Annotated in this window: 24 protein-coding genes; 10 read left to right on the top strand and 14 right to left on the bottom strand. The window is 54.2% G+C overall.

Features of this window, described 5'->3' with window-relative positions; genetic code table 11:
- The first annotated feature begins 259 nt into the window (after positions 1-259).
- The 8 genes from yahO to artJ all read left to right on the top strand — a co-directional run bounded on the left by yahO (position 260) and on the right by artJ (position 6689).
- Positions 260-532: a DUF1471 family periplasmic protein YahO gene (gene yahO, locus ABLU80_RS00715; protein ID WP_020079275.1), complete on the top strand. Its 273-nt coding sequence runs from the start codon at positions 260-262 to the stop codon at positions 530-532.
- A gap of 299 nt (positions 533-831) precedes the next feature.
- Positions 832-2019 carry an outer membrane protein transport protein gene (locus ABLU80_RS00710; protein ID WP_047036377.1) on the top strand — a complete coding sequence of 396 codons (1188 nt, stop codon included), beginning with the start codon at positions 832-834 and terminating at the stop codon, positions 2017-2019.
- Between the two features lie 146 nt (positions 2020-2165).
- Positions 2166-2681, top strand: coding sequence for a lipoprotein (locus ABLU80_RS00705; RefSeq protein WP_015704860.1), 516 nt, complete (start codon positions 2166-2168; stop codon positions 2679-2681).
- 226 nt (positions 2682-2907) lie between these two features.
- Positions 2908-3636, top strand: coding sequence for an arginine ABC transporter ATP-binding protein ArtP (artP, locus tag ABLU80_RS00700; RefSeq protein WP_015367515.1), 729 nt, complete (start codon positions 2908-2910; stop codon positions 3634-3636).
- Positions 3637-3655: 19 nt separating this feature from the next.
- Positions 3656-4387, top strand: coding sequence for an arginine ABC transporter substrate-binding protein ArtI (gene artI / locus ABLU80_RS00695; protein ID WP_015367516.1), 732 nt, complete (start codon positions 3656-3658; stop codon positions 4385-4387).
- Positions 4388-4393: 6 nt separating this feature from the next.
- Complete coding sequence (artQ, locus tag ABLU80_RS00690) at positions 4394-5110, top strand: arginine ABC transporter permease ArtQ (protein ID WP_015367517.1); 717 nt, start codon at positions 4394-4396, stop codon at positions 5108-5110.
- Entirely contained in the window at positions 5110-5778 is a 669-nt protein-coding gene (gene artM, locus ABLU80_RS00685; RefSeq protein WP_015704859.1) for an arginine ABC transporter permease ArtM, read from the top strand. Before artQ ends, artM begins: the two co-directional genes overlap by 1 nt.
- Positions 5779-5957: 179 nt before the next feature.
- Positions 5958-6689 (top strand): arginine ABC transporter substrate-binding protein ArtJ, encoded by a 732-nt coding sequence (gene artJ / locus ABLU80_RS00680; protein WP_015367519.1) that lies wholly within the window; start codon positions 5958-5960, stop codon positions 6687-6689.
- A 62-nt stretch (positions 6690-6751) separates the two neighbouring features.
- On the opposite strand, the gene ABLU80_RS00675 is transcribed toward artJ, so the two are convergent.
- The 12 genes from ABLU80_RS00675 to ABLU80_RS00620 all read right to left on the bottom strand — a co-directional run bounded on the left by ABLU80_RS00675 (position 6752) and on the right by ABLU80_RS00620 (position 17901).
- Positions 6752-8224, bottom strand: a complete 1473-nt coding sequence (locus tag ABLU80_RS00675) for a sensor histidine kinase (protein WP_015704858.1) — start codon at positions 8222-8224, stop codon at positions 6752-6754.
- Positions 8221-8937: a response regulator transcription factor gene (locus tag ABLU80_RS00670; RefSeq protein ID WP_045386679.1), complete on the bottom strand. Its 717-nt coding sequence runs from the start codon at positions 8935-8937 to the stop codon at positions 8221-8223. Before ABLU80_RS00670 ends, ABLU80_RS00675 begins: the two co-directional genes overlap by 4 nt.
- A 77-nt stretch (positions 8938-9014) precedes the next feature.
- A complete protein-coding gene (gene rlmC / locus ABLU80_RS00665) occupies positions 9015-10142 on the bottom strand; it encodes a 23S rRNA (uracil(747)-C(5))-methyltransferase RlmC (RefSeq protein WP_015704856.1) in 1128 nt (375 codons plus the stop codon).
- 42 nt (positions 10143-10184) lie between these two features.
- Entirely contained in the window at positions 10185-10673 is a 489-nt protein-coding gene (locus ABLU80_RS00660; protein ID WP_063445670.1) for a YbjO family protein, read from the bottom strand.
- Between the two features lie 182 nt (positions 10674-10855).
- A complete protein-coding gene (potI, locus tag ABLU80_RS00655; protein ID WP_015367524.1) occupies positions 10856-11701 on the bottom strand; it encodes a putrescine ABC transporter permease PotI in 846 nt (281 codons plus the stop codon).
- Positions 11698-12651: a putrescine ABC transporter permease PotH gene (potH, locus tag ABLU80_RS00650; RefSeq protein WP_015367525.1), complete on the bottom strand. Its 954-nt coding sequence runs from the start codon at positions 12649-12651 to the stop codon at positions 11698-11700. The genes potI and potH overlap by 4 nt, the downstream gene beginning before the upstream one ends.
- Positions 12652-12661: 10 nt before the next feature.
- A complete protein-coding gene (potG, locus tag ABLU80_RS00645; RefSeq protein WP_015367526.1) occupies positions 12662-13795 on the bottom strand; it encodes a putrescine ABC transporter ATP-binding subunit PotG in 1134 nt (377 codons plus the stop codon).
- A gap of 123 nt (positions 13796-13918) precedes the next feature.
- A complete protein-coding gene (gene potF, locus ABLU80_RS00640) occupies positions 13919-15031 on the bottom strand; it encodes a spermidine/putrescine ABC transporter substrate-binding protein PotF (protein ID WP_032711260.1) in 1113 nt (370 codons plus the stop codon).
- Between the two features lie 330 nt (positions 15032-15361).
- Positions 15362-15847, bottom strand: a complete 486-nt coding sequence (locus ABLU80_RS00635) for a YbjN domain-containing protein (protein WP_015367528.1) — start codon at positions 15845-15847, stop codon at positions 15362-15364.
- Positions 15848-15935: 88 nt separating this feature from the next.
- Positions 15936-16838: a 30S ribosomal protein S6--L-glutamate ligase gene (gene rimK, locus ABLU80_RS00630; protein WP_015367529.1), complete on the bottom strand. Its 903-nt coding sequence runs from the start codon at positions 16836-16838 to the stop codon at positions 15936-15938.
- Positions 16839-16904: 66 nt separating this feature from the next.
- Positions 16905-17627, bottom strand: coding sequence for a nitroreductase NfsA (gene nfsA, locus ABLU80_RS00625; RefSeq protein WP_015704853.1), 723 nt, complete (start codon positions 17625-17627; stop codon positions 16905-16907).
- A complete protein-coding gene (locus ABLU80_RS00620; protein ID WP_047076934.1) occupies positions 17611-17901 on the bottom strand; it encodes a YbjC family protein in 291 nt (96 codons plus the stop codon). Before ABLU80_RS00620 ends, nfsA begins: the two co-directional genes overlap by 17 nt.
- Positions 17902-18092: 191 nt before the next feature.
- Between ABLU80_RS00620 and ABLU80_RS00615 the strand changes: the two genes are divergently transcribed.
- Positions 18093-18356: a GrxA family glutaredoxin gene (locus tag ABLU80_RS00615; RefSeq protein WP_045396328.1), complete on the top strand. Its 264-nt coding sequence runs from the start codon at positions 18093-18095 to the stop codon at positions 18354-18356.
- Positions 18357-18362: 6 nt separating this feature from the next.
- On the opposite strand, the gene ABLU80_RS00610 is transcribed toward ABLU80_RS00615, so the two are convergent.
- Complete coding sequence (locus ABLU80_RS00610; protein ID WP_015367534.1) at positions 18363-18746, bottom strand: inner membrane protein YbjM; 384 nt, start codon at positions 18744-18746, stop codon at positions 18363-18365.
- Between the two features lie 266 nt (positions 18747-19012).
- On the opposite strand from ABLU80_RS00610, the gene ABLU80_RS00605 reads away from it, so the two are divergent.
- Positions 19013-20698, top strand: coding sequence for an aspartate:alanine antiporter (locus ABLU80_RS00605; RefSeq protein ID WP_015704851.1), 1686 nt, complete (start codon positions 19013-19015; stop codon positions 20696-20698).
- Positions 20699-20941: 243 nt separating this feature from the next.
- Here ABLU80_RS00605 and ABLU80_RS00600 read toward each other — a convergent pair whose 3' ends face one another.
- On the bottom strand, positions 20942-21553 hold the full coding sequence (locus ABLU80_RS00600; RefSeq protein ID WP_348849584.1) for a hypothetical protein: 612 nt from the start codon (positions 21551-21553) through the stop codon (positions 20942-20944).
- Positions 21554-22235: the final 682 nt, after the last annotated feature.

The following is a 22235-nucleotide window of genomic DNA, read 5'->3' as shown; positions in this document are numbered from 1 at the left end:
CCCTCGCCGCTTAACGTCATTTTCAGCTAACGACAGATGAAAATGGTCTTAGGCTCCGACAACGTCTATTACGCAAAAAAAAGCAAGCATTATCAATGAGAACCCTGTCATCTTTTCTTTAAAAAATCGTTAATTTTAGGTCATAAAAATGCAGCATTTCGCTTGAAAAAAAGACGGGCTTGATTCAATCTGATGGCGCTCATTGGTTAGTTAAAACAAGAGCATGATGATAGCAAGATAAACAATGGAGATTAATAATATGAAATATGCAGCTTTAGTGGCAGGTGCAGCATTGTTTTTAACCGCGAACGCGTTTTCTGCAGAAATTCTGAGCAAAGAAGATTTCGCTAAGGTAGAGGGTCAATACCAAAAAATTGGCACCATCTCCTCTACCGGACAAACTGCGCCAAGCGATGCGCGCGAAGAACTGATCAAAAAAGCCGATGAAAAAGGCGCTGACGTTGTGGTGCTCTCTTCCGGTAACACCGATAAGAAACTGCACGTATCCGCGAATATCTATAAGAAGAAATAATTAGTTATTGCCGATATAGAAACATTATCATCGTATGGTGATAGTGTTTCTTACTTATTACTCTGTGAATATTTATTTTTATACTCTTTTTCCATTTACCCCTCGTTAATAGTCATATCAAATATGCGCCTTCATCAGGATGCTAATCCGTATAACGCCTAAAATTGGTAATCCACTCCGTTAACGGACTCGCAATATATCCCCCGGACTATCAGTATAAATCCGACGCTAAAAAAGATATGTCCTCTATACTTTGGGCATAAGAATATGCTCGCGTTTTACATTACCGCAGGTGGCAAATGAAAAAAATCGCATTCCTTATTTCTGGGTTGCTCTGCTCTGGCTTCACCCATGCCAGCGCACTCTATTTTTATGAAATCGGCACCGAAGACGTCGGCCTGGCAGGGGCAGGTCAGGCCGCCCGCGCGCAGGACGCCTCCACCATCGTCACCAACCCAGCCGGCATGACCCGGCTTCCTGACCATATGTTTACCGGCGGCGCGCAGGTCATGGGCGGCGATATCCCGTATCAGATGAATAACGACCACGGCGGTAATAGCCCTGGTAACGTGATGAATCTGTTTCCTAACGCCAGCGGCTTTTACGCACAGAAAATTAACGATGATTTATATGCCGGGATTGGCTTGTACGGCAACTACGGTTTAGGCATCGATTTTGGCAACTGGGCCGGCGATCGTCTTATCAAGAAAAGCACCATGGTGGCGATGACGCTGAGCCCGTCGCTGGCGTGGAAACTTAACGATCGTCTCTCTGTCGGCGCATCCGCTAACCTGAACTATGGTTATTTATCGCTGACGCGTAACGTCGACGGTAATGACGAGAAAGATAAAGACCATGACTGGGCGATGAGCTACCGTCTGGGTCTGCTGATGCAGTTAACCGACCAGACCCGCGCCGGCATTACCTGGAACAGTAAAACCGATTATGACTTTAACGTTAAAGGCAAAGCGCGTTTCCCCAATTTACCGAACTTTGCGTATGATTTGCCTATCTCCGCCCAGGTCCGCGCGCCGCAGCAGATCATGCTCAGCATGGTCCACGATATTAATAAACAGTGGTCGGTGATGGGCGATCTCGGCTGGCAGGACTGGAGCCAGTTCGGCAGCCCGCAAATCACCGTTTCCGGTCACGAAAGTAGTAAAAATAACCGCCTGAAGGACTCCTGGCATACCGCCGTCGGCGTGCAGTACCGGCCGACCGAGCAGTGGCGTTTGAACGCCGGCGTCGGTTTCGACAGTACGGTCTATGATTCGCAAAGCGACACCGCGCTCTCCCTGCCAACCGGCGATGAGTGGCGCTTCGCCACCGGCGCGCAATACCAGATAACCCCGGCCAGCAATATCGGTGTCGCGGTCTCTTATCTGCACATGCAATCTTCCCACGTAAAATCACCGGAAATCATCGCCGGCAGCTACGATCATCCTTACCTGTGGTTCGCCAGCGTCAACTATAGTTATCAGTTCTGATGCGCCGGCTGCCCGCGCAAGAGGCGCGGACAGCCGATGGCCGTTGTCACATCAAGGTCTTAGCTCTTTGCGTCAAGTACAATTGTCGCGCTTACGCTATGCTTTAGCAGAATCTAACAACGTAGTGAGTTCATAAGGAAATCATCATGCGCTACAACATTCTTGCACTTGTTTTGCCTTGCGCACTGGCGCTGAGCGCCTGTACCACCGTGACCCCGGCTTATAAAGACAACGGCACCCGCAGCGGTTCCTGCATCGAGGGTGGCCCGGACGAGGTAGCGCAGCAGTTCTATGATTATCAAATCCAGCATCGTAATAACGATCTCACCGCGCTGCGCCCGTATCTGAGCGACGATTTGGCTAAACTGCTGAACGACGCTCGTCAGGACCCATCGCGTAACGGGCTGCTGCAATCAAATCCATTCTCCAGCAGTTCTACCCCGGCGGATAGCGCCGACGTCGCCAGCGCCTCAACCATCCCGAACCGCGATGCGCGCAATATTCCGCTGCGCGTTGAATTAAAACAGGGAACTCAGAGCTGGAAAGATGAAGTGCTGATGATTCAGGAAGGCCAGTGCTGGGCGGTTGACGATGTCCGCTACCTCGGCATAAACAGCCACGCTCCGGCCGGCTCGCTGCGTCAGAGTCTTGAGAAACGCTAATTTCGGCGTTAAAGCCACCCCGCTGAAACGATAACCCCGGTAAAATGTCGGTATTCCGTGTGGTAATGCCGACATTTGTTCCCCCCTACCACACGAACCCATATTTTGTGCTAACTTTAGTGATAAATGTGGTTTACATTTAACTTTTAACGCATAAATATTGCATAACTATTCTGTCAAAGGTACTATTTGCGGCCTCAATAGCTATTTGTATCAGACTGCCCAGATGAGTATTAAACTAAACGGCATTAATTGCTTCTACGGCGCGCACCAGGCGCTGTTCGACATCACGCTGGATTGCCCGCAGGGGGAAACGCTGGTGCTCCTCGGCCCAAGCGGCGCCGGTAAAAGCTCGCTGCTTCGCGTACTCAACCTGCTGGAGATGCCGCGTTCCGGTACCTTAAACATCGCCGGTAATCAATTCGACTTCACCAAAGCGCCGTCTGACAAAGCTATTCGCGAGCTGCGCCAGAATGTCGGGATGGTCTTCCAGCAGTACAACCTGTGGCCACACCTGACCGTGGTGCAAAACCTGATCGAAGCCCCGTGCCGCGTGCTGGGCTTAACCAAAGATCAGGCGCTGGCGCGCGCCGAAAAACTACTTGAGCGTTTACGCCTTAAACCTTACAGCGACCGCTATCCGCTGCATCTGTCAGGTGGTCAACAGCAGCGCGTAGCGATAGCCCGCGCGCTGATGATGGAGCCGCAGGTGCTGCTGTTTGATGAACCCACCGCCGCGTTGGATCCGGAAATTACCGCCCAGATCGTCAGCATCATTCGCGAACTGGCGGAAACCGGAATTACCCAGGTTATCGTTACCCACGAAGTGGAAGTGGCGCGTAAAACCGCCAGCCGCGTGGTGTATATGGAAAACGGGCATATCGTTGAGCAAGGGGATGCTAACTGCTTCGCGCATCCGCAAACCGACGCCTTTAAAAACTATCTTTCACATTGATGTTTTCGGGGAAATAACGATGAAAAAAGTACTGATTGCCGCTCTGCTCGCGGGCATGAGCCTTTCCGCTACCGCAGCCCAGACTATCCGTTTCGCCACCGAGGCCTCCTACCCTCCGTTTGAGCTGGTAGACGCCAACAACAAAATCGTCGGCTTTGACGTCGATCTGGCTAACGCGCTGTGTAAAGAGATGGACGCGACCTGCACCTTTACTAACCAAGCTTTCGATAGCCTGATCCCAGGACTGAAATTCCGCCGCTTCGACGCCGTCATGGCCGGTATGGATATCACCCCTGAGCGTGAAAAACAGGTGCTGTTCAGCACCCCGTATTATGAAAACTCGGCGCTGTTTGTCGGCCAGCAGGGCAAGTTCACCGGCATTGACCAACTGAAAGGCAAGAAAGTTGGCGTGCAGAACGGTACTACCCATCAGAAATTCATCACTGATAAGCATCCGGAAATCACCACCGTTCCTTATGACAGCTACCAGAATGCTAAACTGGATCTGCAAAACGGCCGCATTGACGCCGTCTTCGGCGACACGGCGGTAGTGACCGAATGGCTGAAGAGCAATCCGAAGCTGGCGCCGGTGGGTGATAAAGTGACGGATAAAGACTACTTCGGTACCGGCCTCGGCATTGCGGTTCGTCAGGGCAATACCGAGCTGCAGCAGAAATTTAACGCTGCGCTGGAAAAAGTGAAGAAAGATGGGACGTACCAGACCATCTATAGCAAATGGTTCCAGAAGTAACGCTGAATGAACGAATTTTTTCCATTAGCAAGCGCCGCCGGGATGACCGTCGGCCTTGCCGTTTGCGCGCTGGTCATTGGCCTGGTGCTGGCGATGCTTTTCGCCGTGCTGGAGTCGGTGAAATGGCGCCCTGTGGCATGGTTGGCGACCGGCATCGTGACGATTTTACGCGGCCTACCGGAAATCCTGGTGGTGCTGTTTATCTACTTTGGTTCCTCACAGCTGCTGCTGACGCTGTCTGACGGTTTTACTCTTAATCTTGGGTTTGTGCAGATTCCGGTACAGATGCAAATTGAGAATTTCGACGTCAGCCCGTTCCTCTGCGGCGCCATTGCGCTTTCCCTACTGTATGCCGCCTATGCCTCGCAGACCCTGCGCGGCGCCTTGAAAGCGGTGCCGCAGGGGCAGTGGGAGTCCGGACAAGCGCTGGGTTTGTCGAAGGCGGCGATATTCTTCCGCCTGGTGATGCCGCAGATGTGGCGCCATGCCCTGCCGGGTCTTGGCAACCAGTGGCTGGTGCTGCTGAAAGATACCGCGCTGGTCAGCCTTATCAGCGTCAACGATCTGATGCTGCAAACCAAAAGTATTGCTACCCGTACTCAGGAGCCGTTTAACTGGTACATCATTGCGGCAGCTATTTATCTCGTCATCACCCTGTTGAGTCAATACATTCTCAAACGTATTGATCAGCGTGCGACGCGCTTCGAACGGAGACCAGGTTGATGCTCGATTACTTACCCGAACTGCTGAAAGGGCTGCATACCAGCCTGACGCTGACGGCGGCATCGATCGTCGTGGCGCTGATCCTGGCGCTGATCTTTACCATCGTGCTGACGTTAAAAACGCCGGTGGTGGTGTGGATCGTCCGCGGCTATATCACCCTGTTTACCGGGACACCGCTGCTGGTGCAGATCTTCCTGATCTACTATGGACCAGGACAGTTCCCGTCATTACAGAATTACCCGGTGCTGTGGCATCTGATCTCTGAGCCCTGGCTGTGCGCGCTGATCGCTTTGTCGTTAAACAGCGCGGCTTATACCACCCAGCTGTTCTATGGCGCCATCCGCGCCATTCCGGACGGCCAGTGGCAGTCCTGCAGCGCGCTGGGGATGAGCAAGAAGGATACGCTGGCGATTCTGCTACCGTATGCTTTTAAACGCGCCCTCTCCTCGTACTCGAACGAAGTGGTGTTGGTCTTTAAAAGCACCTCGCTGGCTTACACCATCACGCTGATGGAAGTGATGGGTCATGGCCAGCTGCTGTACGGGCGCACCTATGACGTGATGGTCTTCGGCGCAGCCGGTATCATTTATCTGGTGGTGAACGGCCTGCTGACGCTGCTGATGCGTCTGGTGGAAAGAAAAGCGCTGGCCTTCGAACGTCGTAACTAACATCACGAAATGCATAAACAGTAATATATGAAACGGGTAAGTGCTAATGCTTACCCGTTTTTTTTATAACCAATAAAATAAACATACAACTTTATTGCATATAAATTCATTTAGTGGCATTGTGAACTTCAGCCGTAAACCGGCACAACATCATAAGATTGACCGACGGGAGTCCCACTATGAAAAAGTTAGTTCTGGCCGCACTGCTTAGCTCTTTCGCCTTTGGCGCCGCTGCCGCGGAAAAAATCAGCTTTGGCGTTTCCGCGACCTATCCGCCATTTGAATCCATGGATGCGAATAACCAGATTGTCGGTTTCGATCTTGATCTGGCCAAAGCGCTGTGTAAGCAAATGCAGGCCGACTGTACTTTTACCAACCACGCTTTCGACAGCCTGATCCCGGCGCTAAAATTTAAAAAGTATGATGCGGTGATCTCCGGCATGGACATCACGCCTGAGCGTAGCAAACAGGTCGCGTTTACTGACCCGTACTACGCCAACTCGGCGCTGGTAATCGCCAAAAAAGACGCGTACCACTCTTTTGATGACCTGAAAGGTAAGCGTATCGGCATGGAAAACGGCACCACGCACCAGAAATACCTGCAGGATAAGCACCCGGAAGTCAAAACCGTCGCTTACGATAGCTACCAGAATGCCATTATCGACCTGAAAAACGGCCGTATCGACGGCGTCTTCGGCGATACCGCGGTGGTCAACGAATGGCTGAAGACCAACCCGCAGTTAGGCGCGGCGACGCCGAAAGTGACCGATCCGCAGTATTTCGGTACCGGCCTCGGCATTGCGGTGCGCCCGGATAATAAAGCGCTGCTGGAAAAACTGAACGCAGCGCTGAAAGCGATTAAAGCTGACGGAACCTACCAGAAAATTAGCAACCAGTGGTTCCCGGAGTAAGATCTACGCTTCCCGGCTTACGGCGCAGCCGCCTGAGCCGGGTCTATCGGTAACGACCCCCCTCACAGCGGCAGGGTAAACTGGAAACAGGCCCCTGCCGGTACTTCCAGCAGGCGAATTTCCCCCCCGTGCAGTTGCAGCATCCGGCGAACAATCATCAACCCCAGCCCGCCCCGTGAGGCGCTCTGCTGCCCCGGTTCCAGTACCGATGGCCGCTCAAACAGATTGGCCCGTAACTCACCGGCGACGCCCGGGCCGCTATCGGCCACCTCGACCACCACCTGTGCCCCCTGCTGGCGCGAGGAGAGACGAATTTCGCCCCCGTGCGGAGTATGGCGAATGGCGTTATCCAGCAGATTGGTTAATACCCGCTCCATCATCGAGAGGTCTGCCTCAACCAAAGGCAAGCCTGACGCCAATTCCAGGCGCAGACGGATTTCGCGGGTGGCAATCGCCAGATCGAATTTTTGCGCCACGTCCTGAATCAGCTCGGCAAGGATAAACTTTTCCGGCTGCGGCTTAATACCGCCATGTTCAAGGCGTGCCAGCTCAAATAGCTGCTGCGACAGATGACGAACTTTATTTCCCTGGCGTAGCGCGATATTCAGATACTGCTTACGCTCCTGCGCCGTCAGGCGATCATCCTTTAGCGATAACGTCTCCAGATATCCCAGCAGCGAAGTGAGCGGCGTGCGCAGGTCATGCGAAATATTGGCAATAAATTCCCGGCGCTGACGATCGCTATCAGCCAGCCGATCCCATTGCCCGGCGATCTGCTGCGCCAGTTCGATAAAGCGGTTATGCAGCAGCGCCACTTCATTTCCGGGATGCGGGTCCGGCGCCTGCGCCGCCAGCGCTTTGATTGCTCGAATGCTGTCGCTGTCTCCGGCTGCCACCTGCGCCGTCAGCTGGCGTACCGGGCGTGTTACCCAATACCACGCCAGGCCGCCGGCCAACAGGCCAAACAGCGCCACCAGCAGCAGGGTCCATAGCAGCAGGCTCCACAGCGTCTTCTGCCAGGCGTTTTGTGCCAGTTCATTAAAAGTTTCGCCCTGCAGGATAATGTAGAGATAGCCACGTAGCTGGCCGTCAAGGCGCAGCGGCGCGGCGCTAAACACTTTTTGCTGGTCCATGCTGCGCGGATCGTCACCATAAATTGGCCACGCGCCGCCGGAGAGAAACGCCTGCACCGGCGCCATGGCAATGCGCTGGCGTTTAATGTGCCCCGGCGGCGCGGCATCCGCCAGCAGCTCGCCATCCGGCGAAACGAGGTACAGCTCGACGCTTGGGTTAAACACCATCAGACGGTCGAATAGTGGTTTCAACGCCGCGCGATCGACCTCGCCGCGCGCGTTGAGCAGCGGCTCGCGGGCGGCGATCTGCTGCGCCAGACCGGCTGAAAGCCGTTGTACCATGACGTTACCGTACTGCGCGCTGCTATAGAGCTGGAGTAGACAAACGGACAGCGCACACAGCAGCAGCAAGGCGATAAACACCAACGATAACCGCTGGCTGAGGCTGAGTCGGCGGATCATGACTGCGCCCCGGCGCTATAGGGCGCAAATTTATACCCCTTCCCCCAGACGGTAAGAATAATGTCCGGCTCTGCCGGGTCGCGCTCTATTTTCGTACGCAGACGATTAATATGCGTGTTGACCGTATGTTCGTAGCCTTCATGCTGATAGCCCCAGACGCTATCCAGCAGCGCCAGACGCGAAAAAACTTCACCGGGATGGCGGGCAAAGTAATAGAGCAGATCGAATTCGCGCGGCGTGAGGTCAACCAGTTCACCGCGCAGCCTGACCTCCCGGGACAGCGGGTCGATATTCAGGCCGTGGCAGGCGATACGTCCGGCATCCATCAAGAGATTTTGTCCCATCGCTTCCTGACGGCGGAAAACCGCCTTCACCCGGGCAATCAGCTCCAGCAGAGAAAAAGGTTTCGCCAGATAATCATCGGCCCCCATTTCCAGCCCCTGCACGCGCTGGGTTTCGCTGGAACGGGCGCTAATAATAATCACCGGTAGATAGCGCGTTTGCTGACGGATGCGACGGCAAATCTCCAGCCCGTCGACGTTGGGCAACATCAGGTCAAGAATCACCGCATCCCAGACGCCGTTATCCAGCTGGCGCAGCGCCTGCGCGCCGTCCGCCTCGTGCTCGATTTGGTACCCTTCATCCTGCAGATTCAGGCGCAACAAAGCCGCAATATCATCATCATCTTCCACCAGCAGGATTTTTTTACTCATCAGATTCGCTCCACGAATTTCACGCTCGTTTCATAAAGCTTACCCGATTTCAGCCGCTTAAAGAGTTCACATTTTGTTTAAACTTCACGAACCAGCAGCGTCAGCACTTCATAATGCGCGGTATGTGGAAACATATCGAACAACTGCACTCGCTCAAGGCGATAGCCCTGCAGACGATCAATATCTGCGGCCATCGTCCGGGCGTTACAGCTCGAATAAATGATATACGGCGGCGCCATGCGGCTTAGATAATCGCACAGTTCGGCGCCGATGCCGCGCCGCGGCGGGTTGACCAGCACAAGCTGTGGAATATCGTCTTCATGCGTCGCGAATTGCGTGGAATCCAGCGCCTGAAAATGAAGATTGGTTAATCCCAATTGGGCCGCGGATTGCTTCGCGCAGGCGATGGCTTCCGGGGCGATTTCGATACCGGTAAGGCGCATCTGCGGGGTTGCGCAGTGCAGGCCGAAACCGCCGACGCCGCAAAACAGATCCCACATGTGGTTGACCGGCAGCGCGCGTACCCAGTCGCGGGCGGTAGCATAGAGCTGGCTCGCCACCGTCGGGTTGGTCTGGAAAAAGCTTTGCGGGCGGATCCACAGCGGTACGCCGTTAAAGTTCTCCGCCAGCGCCTGTTGATCGCTGAGGAAAATCTCCTGCTCCCCTTCCATGATAGCCATATGCACGGGCTGAATATTGGCGGTAATCACCTTTAGCTGCGGCAACTGCTGCTGTAACCACGGCAGCGCGGCGCGCAACTGTTCAAGCTTTGCCGCAGAGCGCAGAACGAAACGCAACATCATGCCGCCGTGCTGGCTTTCTGTCAGCAGCAAATACTTCAGTTCGCCGCGCTTGCGGGCAACGTTATAGGGGGTGAGTCCGGCGCGGGCGATAAACGGCTTCAGCGCGGCGAAAACCGGTTCAAAACTCGGCGGATACAGCGGACAATCGGTGAGATCTTCCGGCGTGCCATCACGATGCAGCATGCCTAGCAGCGGGCGCTCTACGCTACCGCTTACGACCATTTTCGCTTTGTTGCGAAACGCCGTCTCCGGACCTGAAACCGGAGCAAGCCATGTCGCCGCTGGATGACCCGCCAGCAGTTCGCGCAGGTTAGCCATTTTATCGGCGAGCTGTTGCGTCAATGGCAATTCCAGCCACTGACAAGAACGGCAGCGGCCCGCGTCGTAAAGTGCGCAATGCATAAGAAGACCTTCAAGAAAACCGGGGCGGGGATTGTATCACCGTTATTGCAAGCGGAAAAACCGTCGGCACGACGCAGGGATAAACAATAGCGCCAGCACCAGCAGATCCGGCAGCTTCTGCAGAAACAGCGCATGGAGAATTTCCCGCTTTGACTCCCCGGCCACGCTGAACAGTTCTGGATAGCCGTAGCCAATCGAGGCCGCCCACAGATAAGAGATGACGATAATTTGCGTCAGCAGGTAGAGCCAGCGCGCCCAGTTGCGGCCTTTCACCAGCGAAAAGGCGCACCAGATCTCGATAAACACCAGCGCCAGGCTCGCCAGAAACACCAGCGTCAGGGCCCAGGTTTGCACGCTACGATGGACAAAATCGGCAATCCCTTGCAGGCCAAGCTGATTGAGGATCATTAACAGGTCAAGACCGCGAATTAAGATAATAGCAAAGGCCGCCACCTGTACCAGCGCAGGGACGTTAAGACGAGCATGAGACGATCGAGTTTTTGTAAACAATCCCAACGTAAAGTCATCCATGAAAACGGCGCCACGAGTGCGGCGCCAATGTTACCTCTATTGCAGAGATTATACCCTAAATAATTCGAGTTGCAGGAAGGCGGCAAGTGAGTGAATCCCCAGGAGCTTACTCTAGTAAGTGACTGGGGTGAACAAACGCGGCCAACGCACATGCAGCTTGAAGTATGACGGGTATAGTGGGTTCAGCCCCTTCTTGCACGCTGGATATCGCGCACTCGCTGCTTTTCTGCGCGAGCCATTAAATACCAGGCGATAAAACCGACAATTCCCACCACACCGAGGATTAAGGTCGCCAGGGCGTTAATTTCCGGGTTAACGCCCATCCGCACGCTGGAGAAAACCAACATCGGCAGCGTCGTCGCCCCCGGCCCGGAGACGAAGCTGGCAATCACCAGGTCATCAAGAGACAAGGTAAACGCCAGCAGCCAGCCGGAAATGACCGCGGGCATAATCATCGGCAAGGTTATCACGAAGAATACCTTCAGCGGCGCGGCGCCAAGATCCATCGCCGCCTCTTCGATTGACCTGTCCAGCTCGCGCAGACGTGAAGAGATCACCACCGCCACGTAGGCGGTACAGAAGGTGACATGCGCCAGCCATATCGTCAACATGCCGCGATCCGATGGCCAGCCGATGGAATGCCCCAGCGCGACAAACAGCAGCAGCAGCGACAGCCCGGTAATCACATCGGGCATCACCAGCGGCGCGGTGATCATAAAAGCAAAACCGTTGGAACCGCGAAAACGGCCAAAACGCACCAGCACCACCGCGGCAATCGTGCCGAGGATCGCCGCCGCCGTCGCCGCGCAGGCGGCAATGGTCAGGCTTAACCCCACCGCGCTCATCATCGCGTCATCATGAAACAGCTCGCTATACCAGCGCGTCGACCACCCTGCCCATACCGTCACCAGCTTCGAACTGTTAAATGAATAGATAACCAGCATCAGCATCGGCGCATACAGGAAGGTAAAACCGAGCACGAGGATCAGAATCCGCCATGGCGAACGTACTACCGGTAAGTCATTCATCCATGATCCCCCATCTGTTTTTGCTGATGCTTGTGGAACCACATGATCGGCACGATCAGCAACAGCAACATCACAATCGCCACCGCCGATGCTACCGGCCAGTCGCGGTTATTAAAGAACTCCTGCCACAGCACGCGGCCAATCATAATGCTGTCGGGGCCGCCGAGCAGTTCCGGGATCACGAACTCGCCCACCGCCGGAATAAACACCAGCATCGAGCCGGCGATAATGCCGCCTTTTGTTAACGGAACAATCACCTGGAAGAAGGTCTTTAACGGCCTGGCGCCGAGATCCAGCGACGCTTCCACCAGCGAATAGTCGATACGCGTCAGCGCGGTATAAATCGGCAGCACCATGAACGGCAGGTAGGCGTAAACGATACCGATGTACACCGCCAGGTTGGTATGCAAAATCTCCAGCGGTTGATCGATAACTCCGAGCCACAACAGGAAGTTATTGAGCACCCCGTTGCTTTTCAGCAGCCCCATCCAGGCGTAAACGCGAATGAGGAACGAAGTCCACGAAGGTAATATCACCAACAGCAGCAGGATATTGCGCGTCGACGGCTTGCTATGCGCCACCGCCCACGCCAGCGGATAGCCCAATAGCAGACAGCAAAAGGTGGAAATTGCCGCCACCTGCAGCGACTGCAGATAAGCCTCAAAGTACAGCGGATCGTCGGTCAGCTGCAGGAAGTTGCCGAGGTTGAGCGTCAACGTCAGTTGACCGTCGGCCCACGACAGTAACTCGGTATAGGGCGGGATCGCCCGCGCCATTTCGGCCAGACTGATTTTAAAAACGATCAGGAATGGCAGTAAAAACAGCAGGATTAACCACAGATACGGCAGCGCAATCACCAGCTTACGCCCGTGAGCCATCTGCTGGCGCGCCAGCCACAGGGCAAAACCGCCGGGCTTTTTGCCGCCGGCTGGAGGTTCTAATGTGCTCATCGTCCTCTCCTTACACCGTCAGAACAACACAGCTATCGGCATCCCAGCACAAGCGAACTTCATCACCCCAGGTCGGCATGCCTTTGCGATGGCGATGCTCATTTTGCAGCTGCGCGCTGATCATCTGCCCGCTTTTCAGACGGACATGATAGATAGACAGATCGCCGAGGTAGGCAATATGGATAACCTCGCCTACCGCAAAGTTAAAGCCGTCCGCCGGCGGTTCGTCGCAGAGCATGATTTTCTCCGGACGCAGCGCCACCCAGACCGGCACGTTATCCACCACCGAGGCATCCGGATCGACTTTCAGCGGATGCACCAGCCCCGGCGCATTCAGTACCAGGCCATCTTCCAGCCGCTCTTTAACCAGCCCTTCGAAGACGTTTACCGAGCCGATAAACTCGGCGCTATAGCGGGTCGTCGGATGTTCATAGATCTCCTCCGGCTCGCCGATCTGCACGAACTTACCGCGGTTCATGATGGCGATACGGCCTGCCATGGTCATCGCCTCTTCCTGGTCATGGGTGACCATCACGCAGGTGACGCCGACGCGCTCAAGAATATCCACCACCTCAAGCTGCATCCGGTCGCGCAGTTTTTTATCCAACGCGCCCATCGGTTCATCAAGCAGCAGCAGTTTCGGCCGCTTCGCCAGGCTTCGCGCCAGCGCCACGCGCTGACGCTGCCCGCCGGAGAGCTGGTGCGGTTTGCGTTTGGCGAACTCCTGCATATGCACCAACGCCAGCATCTCCTGGACGCGGGCGTTAATCTCCGCCTTCGGTAGCTTGTCCTGCTTAAGACCAAAGGCGATATTTTGCTCCACCGTCATGTGGGGAAATAGCGCGTAAGACTGGAACATCATATTGATCGGCCGCTGATACGGCGGCACGCGCGCCAGGTCGACGCCATCCAGCACAATCTGCCCGGCGGTGGGCAACTCAAAACCTGCCAGCATACGTAGCAGCGTCGATTTCCCGCAGCCGGACGCGCCCAGTAAGGCAAATATTTCGCCTTTATAAATAGTGAGGTTGACATCATCGACGGCGTGTTGCCCATCGAAGGATTTGGTTAAATTACGGATTTCCAGCAGCGGGGTCAGCGCTTTGGGGGCTTTCGCCTGTGGGCGGGGCATTGCGTCATTCACTCGGGTGCTCTCCGGCAAATACAATCACCGTATGGCCCGGTTGCCATACATTCTTCAGTTCTATGTCCGCCAGCGAACAGCAGGTCAGACCTTTACAGGCCCGGCGAACCGGGCCTGACGGCGTTATTTTCCGCTTTTTACTTTGGTCCACGCGCGGGTGCGCACGCGGTCAATCTTCGGATCCTGCACCTTGAGGGTGAACAGCTTGGCGAAGACATCCTCTGGCGGGTAAATCGCCGGATTGTTGCGGATGTCGGCGCTGACCAGCGGCGTCGCCTCTTTGTTACCGTTAGCGTAGTAGACGTGATCGCTGATATGCGCAATAACCTCCGGACGCAGCAGATAGTTCAGGAACTGATAGGCTTCGTCTTTATTTTTGGCATCCGCCGGCATGGCGAAGACATCAAAGAAGGCCAGCGCCCCCTCTTTCGGAATAAAGTAGGAGATATTGACGCCGTTCTTCGCCTCTTTGGCCCGATTCGCCGCCTGCCAGACATCGCCCGCCCAGCCGATAGCGACGCAAATATCACCGTTTGCCAGGTCATTGATATATTGCGAAGAGTGGAAGTAACGGATATTGGGCCGCAGCTTCAGCAGCAGATCGGTTGCCGGTCCGGTGTAATCATCGGCTTTGGTGCTGTTTGGATCTTTGCCGAGATAGTTCAGCACCGTCGAGAAAATCTCTTCCGGAGCATCAAGGAAGGAGACGCCGCAGCTTTTCAGCTTCTCAAGGTTTTCCGGCTTAAGCACCAGATCCCAGCTGTTCAACGGTACGTCTTTACCCAGCGCCGCTTTCACTTTATCGACGTTATAGCCGATGCCGGTGGTCGCCCACATGTATGGCATCGCATATTTATTATCGGGATCGTGACGCGCCACCAGTTGTAAAACTTTCGGGTCGAGGTTTTTCCAGTTCGGCAGTTTGCTTTTATCCAGCGGTTGGAATACCCCGGCCGCCAGCTGGCGTTCAAGGAAGCTTGCCGACGGCACCACCAGATCGAACCCGGTGCTGCCGGCCATTAATTTACCTTCCAGCACCTCGTTGGAATCAAATACGTCATACACCACTTTAATGCCGGTCTCTTTTTCAAAATTGGCGACCGTGTCCGGCGCAATATAATCAGACCAGTTATAAACGTGCAGCGTTTTTTGTTCCGCTGCGAGCGAGCCGGCAGAAACGGCCATCAGCGCACCCGTAATCACACCTGTTAACCATTTTTTACCCAAGGCGGTCATATCTCTGTTTCCTTCTCAAGGCCCGTTAATTCACGGACGCAATAGACGAACCTGAACGCATGCAAGAATCATGCATATTTTTCATTGCCTGAGATAAGGAGAGGAAACCTCTCCCTGATTGGCTGCCCGCAAAAGGACGCCTCGCCAGAATAACTGTAGCCAGAATAAGAGGATATAGCCCAGGCAAAAAAACGCCCTGGATCATATTTCCAGCCAATAAAGGTCTACGAGATAAAAGCGAAGCGCTAAAACAGCAGTGAATAATTCTTTAAAGACGGGTTTGAGACAGAATAAATAAGCAACCGCCATCGCAGCGGCTGCTTTTATTAATTAGTGCAGAAAATGGTATTGCACTTCTTCGGCTGCGGCCTCTTCTTCCTGTTCTTCCGCTTTATACAGCAGTTGATTGGCGCCGGCTTCCAGAATGACCATCGAGACCTGCTCTTCGCTCTGGCGGAAGAACCAGGCAAACTGTTCGAGAGTGACGCCCGCGCCAACGGGCAGCGCCTGGCAGACCACCAGCTTCGGCAGGTTATCATCCTGAATATCAAGGAACGCTTTTACGGTCAGCGAACTGGCGTTAATCGCCGACAGATCCGCCGACAGCGGCAGCAGCGCAGAGGGCTTCACTTCCGCCAGCGCCGAAAACAACACCACGTTGTCCAGCAGGTCGATTTTGGCATCGAAAATACCGTCGAAATTCTGCATATGCGGCAGGTGCAACGCCTGGCAGGAGTCGCACTCAAAAAAACTGATGCCTAACTCGTCGAGCCAATGACGTAATGTATCAAGACCCGGAACGACCAGTGAATCCATAGTGCCTGTGACCTCTTGCTGGATAAAAAACGACGCATAGCTTACGCAAAAAATGCGTCGCATTCCATGAAAGGATAACGAAGTGACGCTACCCTCCCATTTTTAGACAATATCCAGGCGTGGCCTGGCGCTCGATCCACGCGATCATCCGTCCGGCAATATCGACGTGAGTGGTGGTTTCAATCCCTTCCAGCCCCGGCGAGGCGTTAACTTCCATCACCAGCGGACCGCGGTGGGCGCGTAGGATATCCACGCCTGCCACGTCCAGACCCAGCGTTTGCGCCGCTTTAATCGCCATCTCCCGCTCCTGATCGCTAAGCGTGGCCGTAGTGGCGACGCCGCCGCGGTGCAGGTTAGAGCGAAAATCGCCCTCCTTAGCCCGCCGTTCAATCGCCGCCACCACCTCATCGCCAACCACCAGGCAGCGGATATCGCACCCTTTTGCCTCAGCGATATATTCTTGCACCAGAATGTGCGCATTGAGGCCCCGGAAGGCGTCAATCACGCTTTCCGCCGCCTGTCGCGTTTCCGCCAGCACCACGCCAATCCCCTGCGTCCCCTCCACTAACTTCACCACCAGCGGCGCGCCGCCGACCATGGCGATCAGATCGCTGGTGTCGTCCGGCGAGTGAGCAATACCGGTGACCGGTAGATCGATTCCCTGACGCGCCAGCAACTGCAGCGAGCGCAGCTTATCGCGGGCGCGGGTAATCGCCACCGACTCGTTTAGCGGATAGCTGCCCAGCAGTTCGAACTGCCGCAGCGCGGCGGTGCCGTAATAGGTGATCGCCGTACCAATACGCGGAATGACTGCATCAAAATGGGGCAACTGTCGCCCTTTGTAGTGAATCGAGGAGGCAACCGGGCTGACGCTCATATAGCAGGAGAGCGGATCGAGGATCTCGACCTGATGCCCGCGTTTTTGCGCGGCTTCACGCAAGCGGCGGCAAGAATAAAGCGTTCCATCCCGGGATAATATAGCGATTTTCACCCAACACCTCTTAGAAAATAACTGGCGGCCAGCACTCTGCGTTTGCAGGTTGAAGTGTATAGGGAATCAGCGCGTTGCCCAGCCCTGTTTATGCAAATAATCGAGAATAAACGGCCGGCTCTCTTTGATGATGGTGCGGCGGATATGATCGCTCCAGGTATCGCGGCGGGTATTGCTGCCGCGCGTCAGATAATAGTCCGCCAGCTGTTCGTCATACTGCGCCAGCACCTGTTGATCAAGCGGTTGGTAGTGATTCTCATGCACCAGCATCGCAGGCGGAATACGCGGTTTAACCTGCGGGTCGTCGGCAGGCCAGCCAAGGCACAGGCCAAACAGCGGCAACACGTGTTTCGGCAGCTGCAGCAGCTCGGTTACCGCGTCAATGTTATTACGCAGGCCGCCAATATAGACGCCGCCTAATCCCAGGGATTCCGCGGCGATTAAGGCATTCTGCGCCATTAGCGCGGTGTCGACGACGCCCAGCAGCAGCTGTTCAGCCAGCCCCAACTGCGCTTGCGGGCAAATTTGCAGGTGGCGGTTGAAATCGGCGCAGAATACCCAAAACTCCGCCGCCTGCGCCACGTGCTGCTGGCCGCCGGTCAACTCAACCAGCTGCTCACGCATCTGCGGGTCGGTAATGCGAATAATCGAAGTACATTGTAAAAAGCTGGAGCTGGAAGCCCCTTGCGCCCCGGCAATGATCGCCTCACGCTGTTGGTCGCTAATCGGCGCGTCGGTAAAATGGCGGATGGAACGGTGGTTACGCAGCAGATCAATGGTCGGCGTCATGGTGTTTTTCTCGTTCGGACGGGGTAGAAGATGAGGTCTTATTATCGGTCAACTGCGGCGCGACAATTTTCGCTATTCGCCACATTAAGGCTATCGCCACCGGGATCATCAGCAGGATCCCGGCAAAGATCATGATGAGCGCCGCCGTCGGGCTGGCAAACGGCGCAGGCAGCTGAACATACTGGTTTAATGACAGCCAGGCCAACGTCAGCAGCGCCATGCCGACGAGCTCAACAATCAGAATACTTTTGGGTAATGCGGCAGGCGATCGCATAACGCTCCTCAATATACTCATGCCGCGCACAGCGCATCGCTGGCGCATCTGTATAGGGTCTTGCAGCAGATGATATTGATCAAGCATAACCCGCAACCATCGCTACAAAAGGTAAAACCTTCTTCCCCTTACTAACGGAACGCGGCATCATAGCCACATTCGCCATCCGGCTGAGATTTAAGGAGAGAAGCATGTTTACCGTTATTTTTGGTCGCCCAGGTTGCCCGTATTGCGTTCGCGCCAAAGAGCTGGCCGAGAAACTGAGCAACGAGCGCGATGACTTCAGCTATCGCTACATTGATATCCACGCGGAAGGCATCAGCAAAGCCGATCTGGAAAAAACCGTCGGTAAGCCGGTAGAAACCGTACCGCAGATTTTCGTCGATCAGAAACACATCGGCGGCTGCACGGATTTCGAAGCCTGGGCGAAGGAAAATCTCGGCCTGTTTGCCTGAGAGACTTCACTCTTCCGTTGAGTGCCTGCGTCTGGCGTCCAGCCAGACGCAAATAAATAAAAAGCATAGCGCCCCGAGCGCGCACCAGAAGACCGCGCTAAAAAGCCACGCCAGTTCCTGCCAAAACGATCGATGAGTAATAAAGAACATCCGCATCACCACCAGACAAACCGGTGCCGCCAGCATGGCGCCAATCAGCGGACGTATGACGCGCCTTCCGGGGGATAAACAGCTCGCCACGGCGCCAGGTAGCACAAAGAACAGCAGTCCAAGCTCGGGGTTGCCCGTTTGCCGAAAAGCCCCTTTCATATGCAGCAACAGCGATAAACAGACCACAATAAACAGAAAGAACCCACAAATTATACCGGCCCACGCGCGCTCAGATTTCACGATATCCTCCTGATTTCGCCTCTAACTATCTTTCACTTCATCCAGTCAGAAATAGCATTCTGGCAGTCCATGCTTATAACGCTCCCGTCAGAGTAAAACGATTGTGACTAGCCGCAGCAACCAGGAAAGATTAAACTAGCGGCACTGTTTTATCGGTATTAACGGGATGCCAGAATAACGTTCGGCATAGTGCGAACGCTTGAGCAACCTTAGACCAAAAAACCATTTCCTTCAACAACTTACTAGTAAACGAGAAGTTGGCTTTCGTGAATATAAACGTCGCAGATTTGTTAAACGGGAATTACATCCTGTTATTGTTTGTTGTACTCGCACTGGGTCTTTGCCTGGGGAAACTTCGCCTCGGGTCAGTACAACTTGGTAATTCCATTGGCGTTTTAGTGGTTTCTTTATTATTAGGTCAGCAGCACTTCGCCATTAACACAGATGCGCTAAATCTTGGCTTTATGCTGTTTATTTTCTGCGTCGGCGTCGAAGCGGGCCCCAACTTTTTTTCGATTTTTTTCCGCGACGGCAAAAACTATCTGATGCTGGCGCTGGTGATGGTGGCCAGCGCGATGTTAATCGCTATGGGGCTGGGCAAATTGTTTGGCTGGGACATCGGCCTGACCGCCGGGATGCTGGCGGGCGCTATGACCTCCACCCCGGTGCTGGTGGGCGCTGGCGATACCCTACGCCACTTTGGCCTGCCCAGCGATCAGCTGGCGCAGTCGCTTGACCACCTGAGCCTCGGTTACGCCCTGACCTACCTGGTTGGCCTGGTGAGCCTGATCGTCGGCGCGCGCTATATGCCGAAGCTGCAGCATCAGGATCTGCAGACCAGCGCCCAGCAGATCGCCCGCGAGCGCGGTCTGGATACCGACTCCAAGCGTAAAGTCTATCTGCCGGTTATCCGCGCCTACCGCGTCGGCCCGGAATTGGTCGCGTGGGCGGACGGCAAAAATCTTCGTGAGCTGGGAATTTACCGCCAGACCGGCTGCTATATCGAGCGTATTCGTCGTAACGGTATCCTGGCGAACCCGGATGGCGACGCGGTACTGCAGATGGGCGACGATATCGCGCTGGTTGGCTACCCGGACGCCCATGCCCGCCTCGACCCAAGCTTCCGTAACGGTAAAGAGGTGTTTGACCGCGACCTGCTCGATATGCGTATCGTCACCGAAGAGATTGTGGTTAAGAATCATAACGCCGTCGGCCGCCGCCTGGCGCAGCTGAAGCTGACCGATCACGGCTGTTTCTTAAACCGGGTGATCCGCAGCCAGATTGAGATGCCAATCGACGATAACGTGGTGCTCAATAAAGGCGACGTGCTGCAGGTGAGCGGCGACGCCCGCCGCGTAAAAACCGTCGCTGACCGCATCGGCTTTATTTCGATTCATAGCCAGGTGACCGATCTGCTGGCTTTCTGCGCCTTCTTTATCGTCGGCCTGATGATCGGCATGATCACCTTCCAGTTCAGCTCGTTCAGCTTCGGCATCGGTAACGCCGCCGGCCTGCTGTTCGCCGGCATTATGCTTGGCTTCCTGCGTGCCAACCATCCGACCTTCGGCTATATCCCGCAGGGCGCATTGAACATGGTCAAGGAGTTCGGCCTGATGGTGTTTATGGCCGGGGTCGGCCTGAGCGCCGGCGCGGGTATTAATAACGGTCTGGGTGCCATTGGCGGGCAAATGCTGGCCGCCGGTCTTATCGTCAGCCTGGTGCCGGTGGTGATCTGCTTCCTGTTCGGCGCCTATGTGCTACGCATGAACCGCGCGATGCTGTTCGGCGCGATGATGGGCGCGCGCACCTGCGCCCCGGCGATGGAAATTATCAGCGATACCGCGCGCAGCAACATTCCCGCACTCGGCTATGCTGGCACTTACGCTATTGCCAACGTGCTGCTCACCCTTGCCGGTACGCTAATCGTCATCATCTGGCCGGGCCTTGGCTAGTCCCGGCCGAAAATTTTTAACTTTTTCGCAAAAAAATCGGTGATGAACAGAACTTTTTCCCAGGACGTCAGTCATAACTAGTGCCACTGCTTTTCTTTGATGTCCCCATTTTGTGGAGCCCATCAACCCCGCCGTTTAGGTTCAAGGTTGATGGGTTTTTTGTTGTCTGAAAATATAACCCTTTATAATCAATTGATTAAACTATGAATCCTAGGCCTAGGGCGACAAAATGGCGGCAGGGAATCAACTCTTAAAGATTTCCACGAGTTTTACGATAGAAGGCAATGCCTGAGCGACGACAGGCAACCCAGCAAGAAGCGTCTTGATAACAGGCTTTGATGGGGCATCAGCCTTTATTTGGCCTTCCACAATGTCTAAAGTTGCTTTAGTCGTTTGTGAATCGACAGGTTCCATCGCGGCTGTTTCAACATCTTTTCTTGCTGAATCTAGTATGGCCATTACCTGGCGAACACTATCATCACTGCCAGTGAAATTGTTTGAGTTATCAACTGAGCTATTGTTTACCCTGCTGTTATTCCCAAAAAAGTTATAGTTTGTGGTATGTGAGGTTGGGGCCGCGGCTTGAGGTTGTTGTTTGCCTTTTCTCCTAACCTCGGTTTGATAATGCGCCGGTATCCCATGAACCCCTTGATAGAAATTTGGTTCAACTACTACGTATTCTTCAAATTTCTCGCCTGGCATTTCACGGTGCAATTCATCTCCAGGCTCAATCGAAACATCTCCTCTCATTATGTAAATTTTACCTTTTTGAACACTCCCTCTTAGATCTGTTACTCGGCTTCCATCCGTCTTAACCAGGACCAACTTGTCACGCATCATTTGAGCAAAAGGCATATTAAACTCCGTAAATTAAAGCGATCTATCTTCATCGAACTTAGTAACAAATAATCAGCATCTTGCTCTAAGCATACTCGATTATTCCCTATTTTTTAGAAGGTCGCATAGCCGCAAAAAAAGTATCTTGCAGCAATGTGATTTCTGTTTCAAAAACATCCACAATATCACTGCAGGCCCCGTCATATCTGGAATCTCGCGCTTTTCTTTATCCTACCTTCCAGCGTAAATTGATCATCTAAAACCCATGTAAAATATATTTTTCCCTTAAATTTCATTGGGTTGTTTTTTCTTAGATCCTCCGCAGATCCTTCAAACTGAAAAACACTGAAATTCTTTTCAATTTTTTCAGTTTCCAATCTCAGCAAAACCGCCAGCACTGGCGCGGGCTAGCGATACCTTTTGAAGAAAAATCCCACTGAAAAATTTTTATGATCCAGAAACCGCAGGCGGGTGCGGTGTAGCGCCGGTTTCGTCACGGAAAGATTTATTTTGTCAGGCTCACACGCTGCCAGCGCTCTGCTGTGCGCACAATCTGTTTTACGTGTTCAGTGGGTTGTTTAGCCGCGAAAAGGCCACTGCAGCGTTACGCGGCGTTTTATGAGGGCATAAAAAAACCCGCATTACGCGCAATGCCGATCAGTTAAGGATCGGTTGATCGCTCCTCAAACTACGGCAATAT

The organism is Klebsiella sp. CN_Kp104, assembly GCF_040064515.1.
Classification (GTDB): Bacteria; Pseudomonadota; Gammaproteobacteria; order Enterobacterales; family Enterobacteriaceae; genus Klebsiella; species Klebsiella aerogenes.
Note: the sequence above shows the minus strand (reverse complement) of the source record. Positions and strands in the feature narration are given on the sequence as shown.

Coding starts and splice junctions, on each gene's coding strand:
- yahO (WP_020079275.1), top strand. CDS start 260: ATGAAATATGCAGCTTTAGTGGCAGGTGCAGCATTGTTTTTAACCGCG.
- ABLU80_RS00710 (WP_047036377.1), top strand. CDS start 832: ATGAAAAAAATCGCATTCCTTATTTCTGGGTTGCTCTGCTCTGGCTTC.
- ABLU80_RS00705 (WP_015704860.1), top strand. CDS start 2,166: ATGCGCTACAACATTCTTGCACTTGTTTTGCCTTGCGCACTGGCGCTG.
- artP (WP_015367515.1), top strand. CDS start 2,908: ATGAGTATTAAACTAAACGGCATTAATTGCTTCTACGGCGCGCACCAG.
- artI (WP_015367516.1), top strand. CDS start 3,656: ATGAAAAAAGTACTGATTGCCGCTCTGCTCGCGGGCATGAGCCTTTCC.
- artQ (WP_015367517.1), top strand. CDS start 4,394: ATGAACGAATTTTTTCCATTAGCAAGCGCCGCCGGGATGACCGTCGGC.
- artM (WP_015704859.1), top strand. CDS start 5,110: ATGCTCGATTACTTACCCGAACTGCTGAAAGGGCTGCATACCAGCCTG.
- artJ (WP_015367519.1), top strand. CDS start 5,958: ATGAAAAAGTTAGTTCTGGCCGCACTGCTTAGCTCTTTCGCCTTTGGC.
- ABLU80_RS00675 (WP_015704858.1), bottom strand. CDS start 8,224: ATGATCCGCCGACTCAGCCTCAGCCAGCGGTTATCGTTGGTGTTTATC.
- ABLU80_RS00670 (WP_045386679.1), bottom strand. CDS start 8,937: ATGAGTAAAAAAATCCTGCTGGTGGAAGATGATGATGATATTGCGGCT.
- rlmC (WP_015704856.1), bottom strand. CDS start 10,142: ATGCATTGCGCACTTTACGACGCGGGCCGCTGCCGTTCTTGTCAGTGG.
- ABLU80_RS00660 (WP_063445670.1), bottom strand. CDS start 10,673: ATGGATGACTTTACGTTGGGATTGTTTACAAAAACTCGATCGTCTCAT.
- potI (WP_015367524.1), bottom strand. CDS start 11,701: ATGAATGACTTACCGGTAGTACGTTCGCCATGGCGGATTCTGATCCTC.
- potH (WP_015367525.1), bottom strand. CDS start 12,651: ATGAGCACATTAGAACCTCCAGCCGGCGGCAAAAAGCCCGGCGGTTTT.
- potF (WP_032711260.1), bottom strand. CDS start 15,031: ATGACCGCCTTGGGTAAAAAATGGTTAACAGGTGTGATTACGGGTGCG.
- ABLU80_RS00635 (WP_015367528.1), bottom strand. CDS start 15,847: ATGGATTCACTGGTCGTTCCGGGTCTTGATACATTACGTCATTGGCTC.
- nfsA (WP_015704853.1), bottom strand. CDS start 17,627: ATGACGCCGACCATTGATCTGCTGCGTAACCACCGTTCCATCCGCCAT.
- ABLU80_RS00620 (WP_047076934.1), bottom strand. CDS start 17,901: ATGCGATCGCCTGCCGCATTACCCAAAAGTATTCTGATTGTTGAGCTC.
- ABLU80_RS00615 (WP_045396328.1), top strand. CDS start 18,093: ATGTTTACCGTTATTTTTGGTCGCCCAGGTTGCCCGTATTGCGTTCGC.
- ABLU80_RS00600 (WP_348849584.1), bottom strand. CDS start 21,553: ATGCCTTTTGCTCAAATGATGCGTGACAAGTTGGTCCTGGTTAAGACG.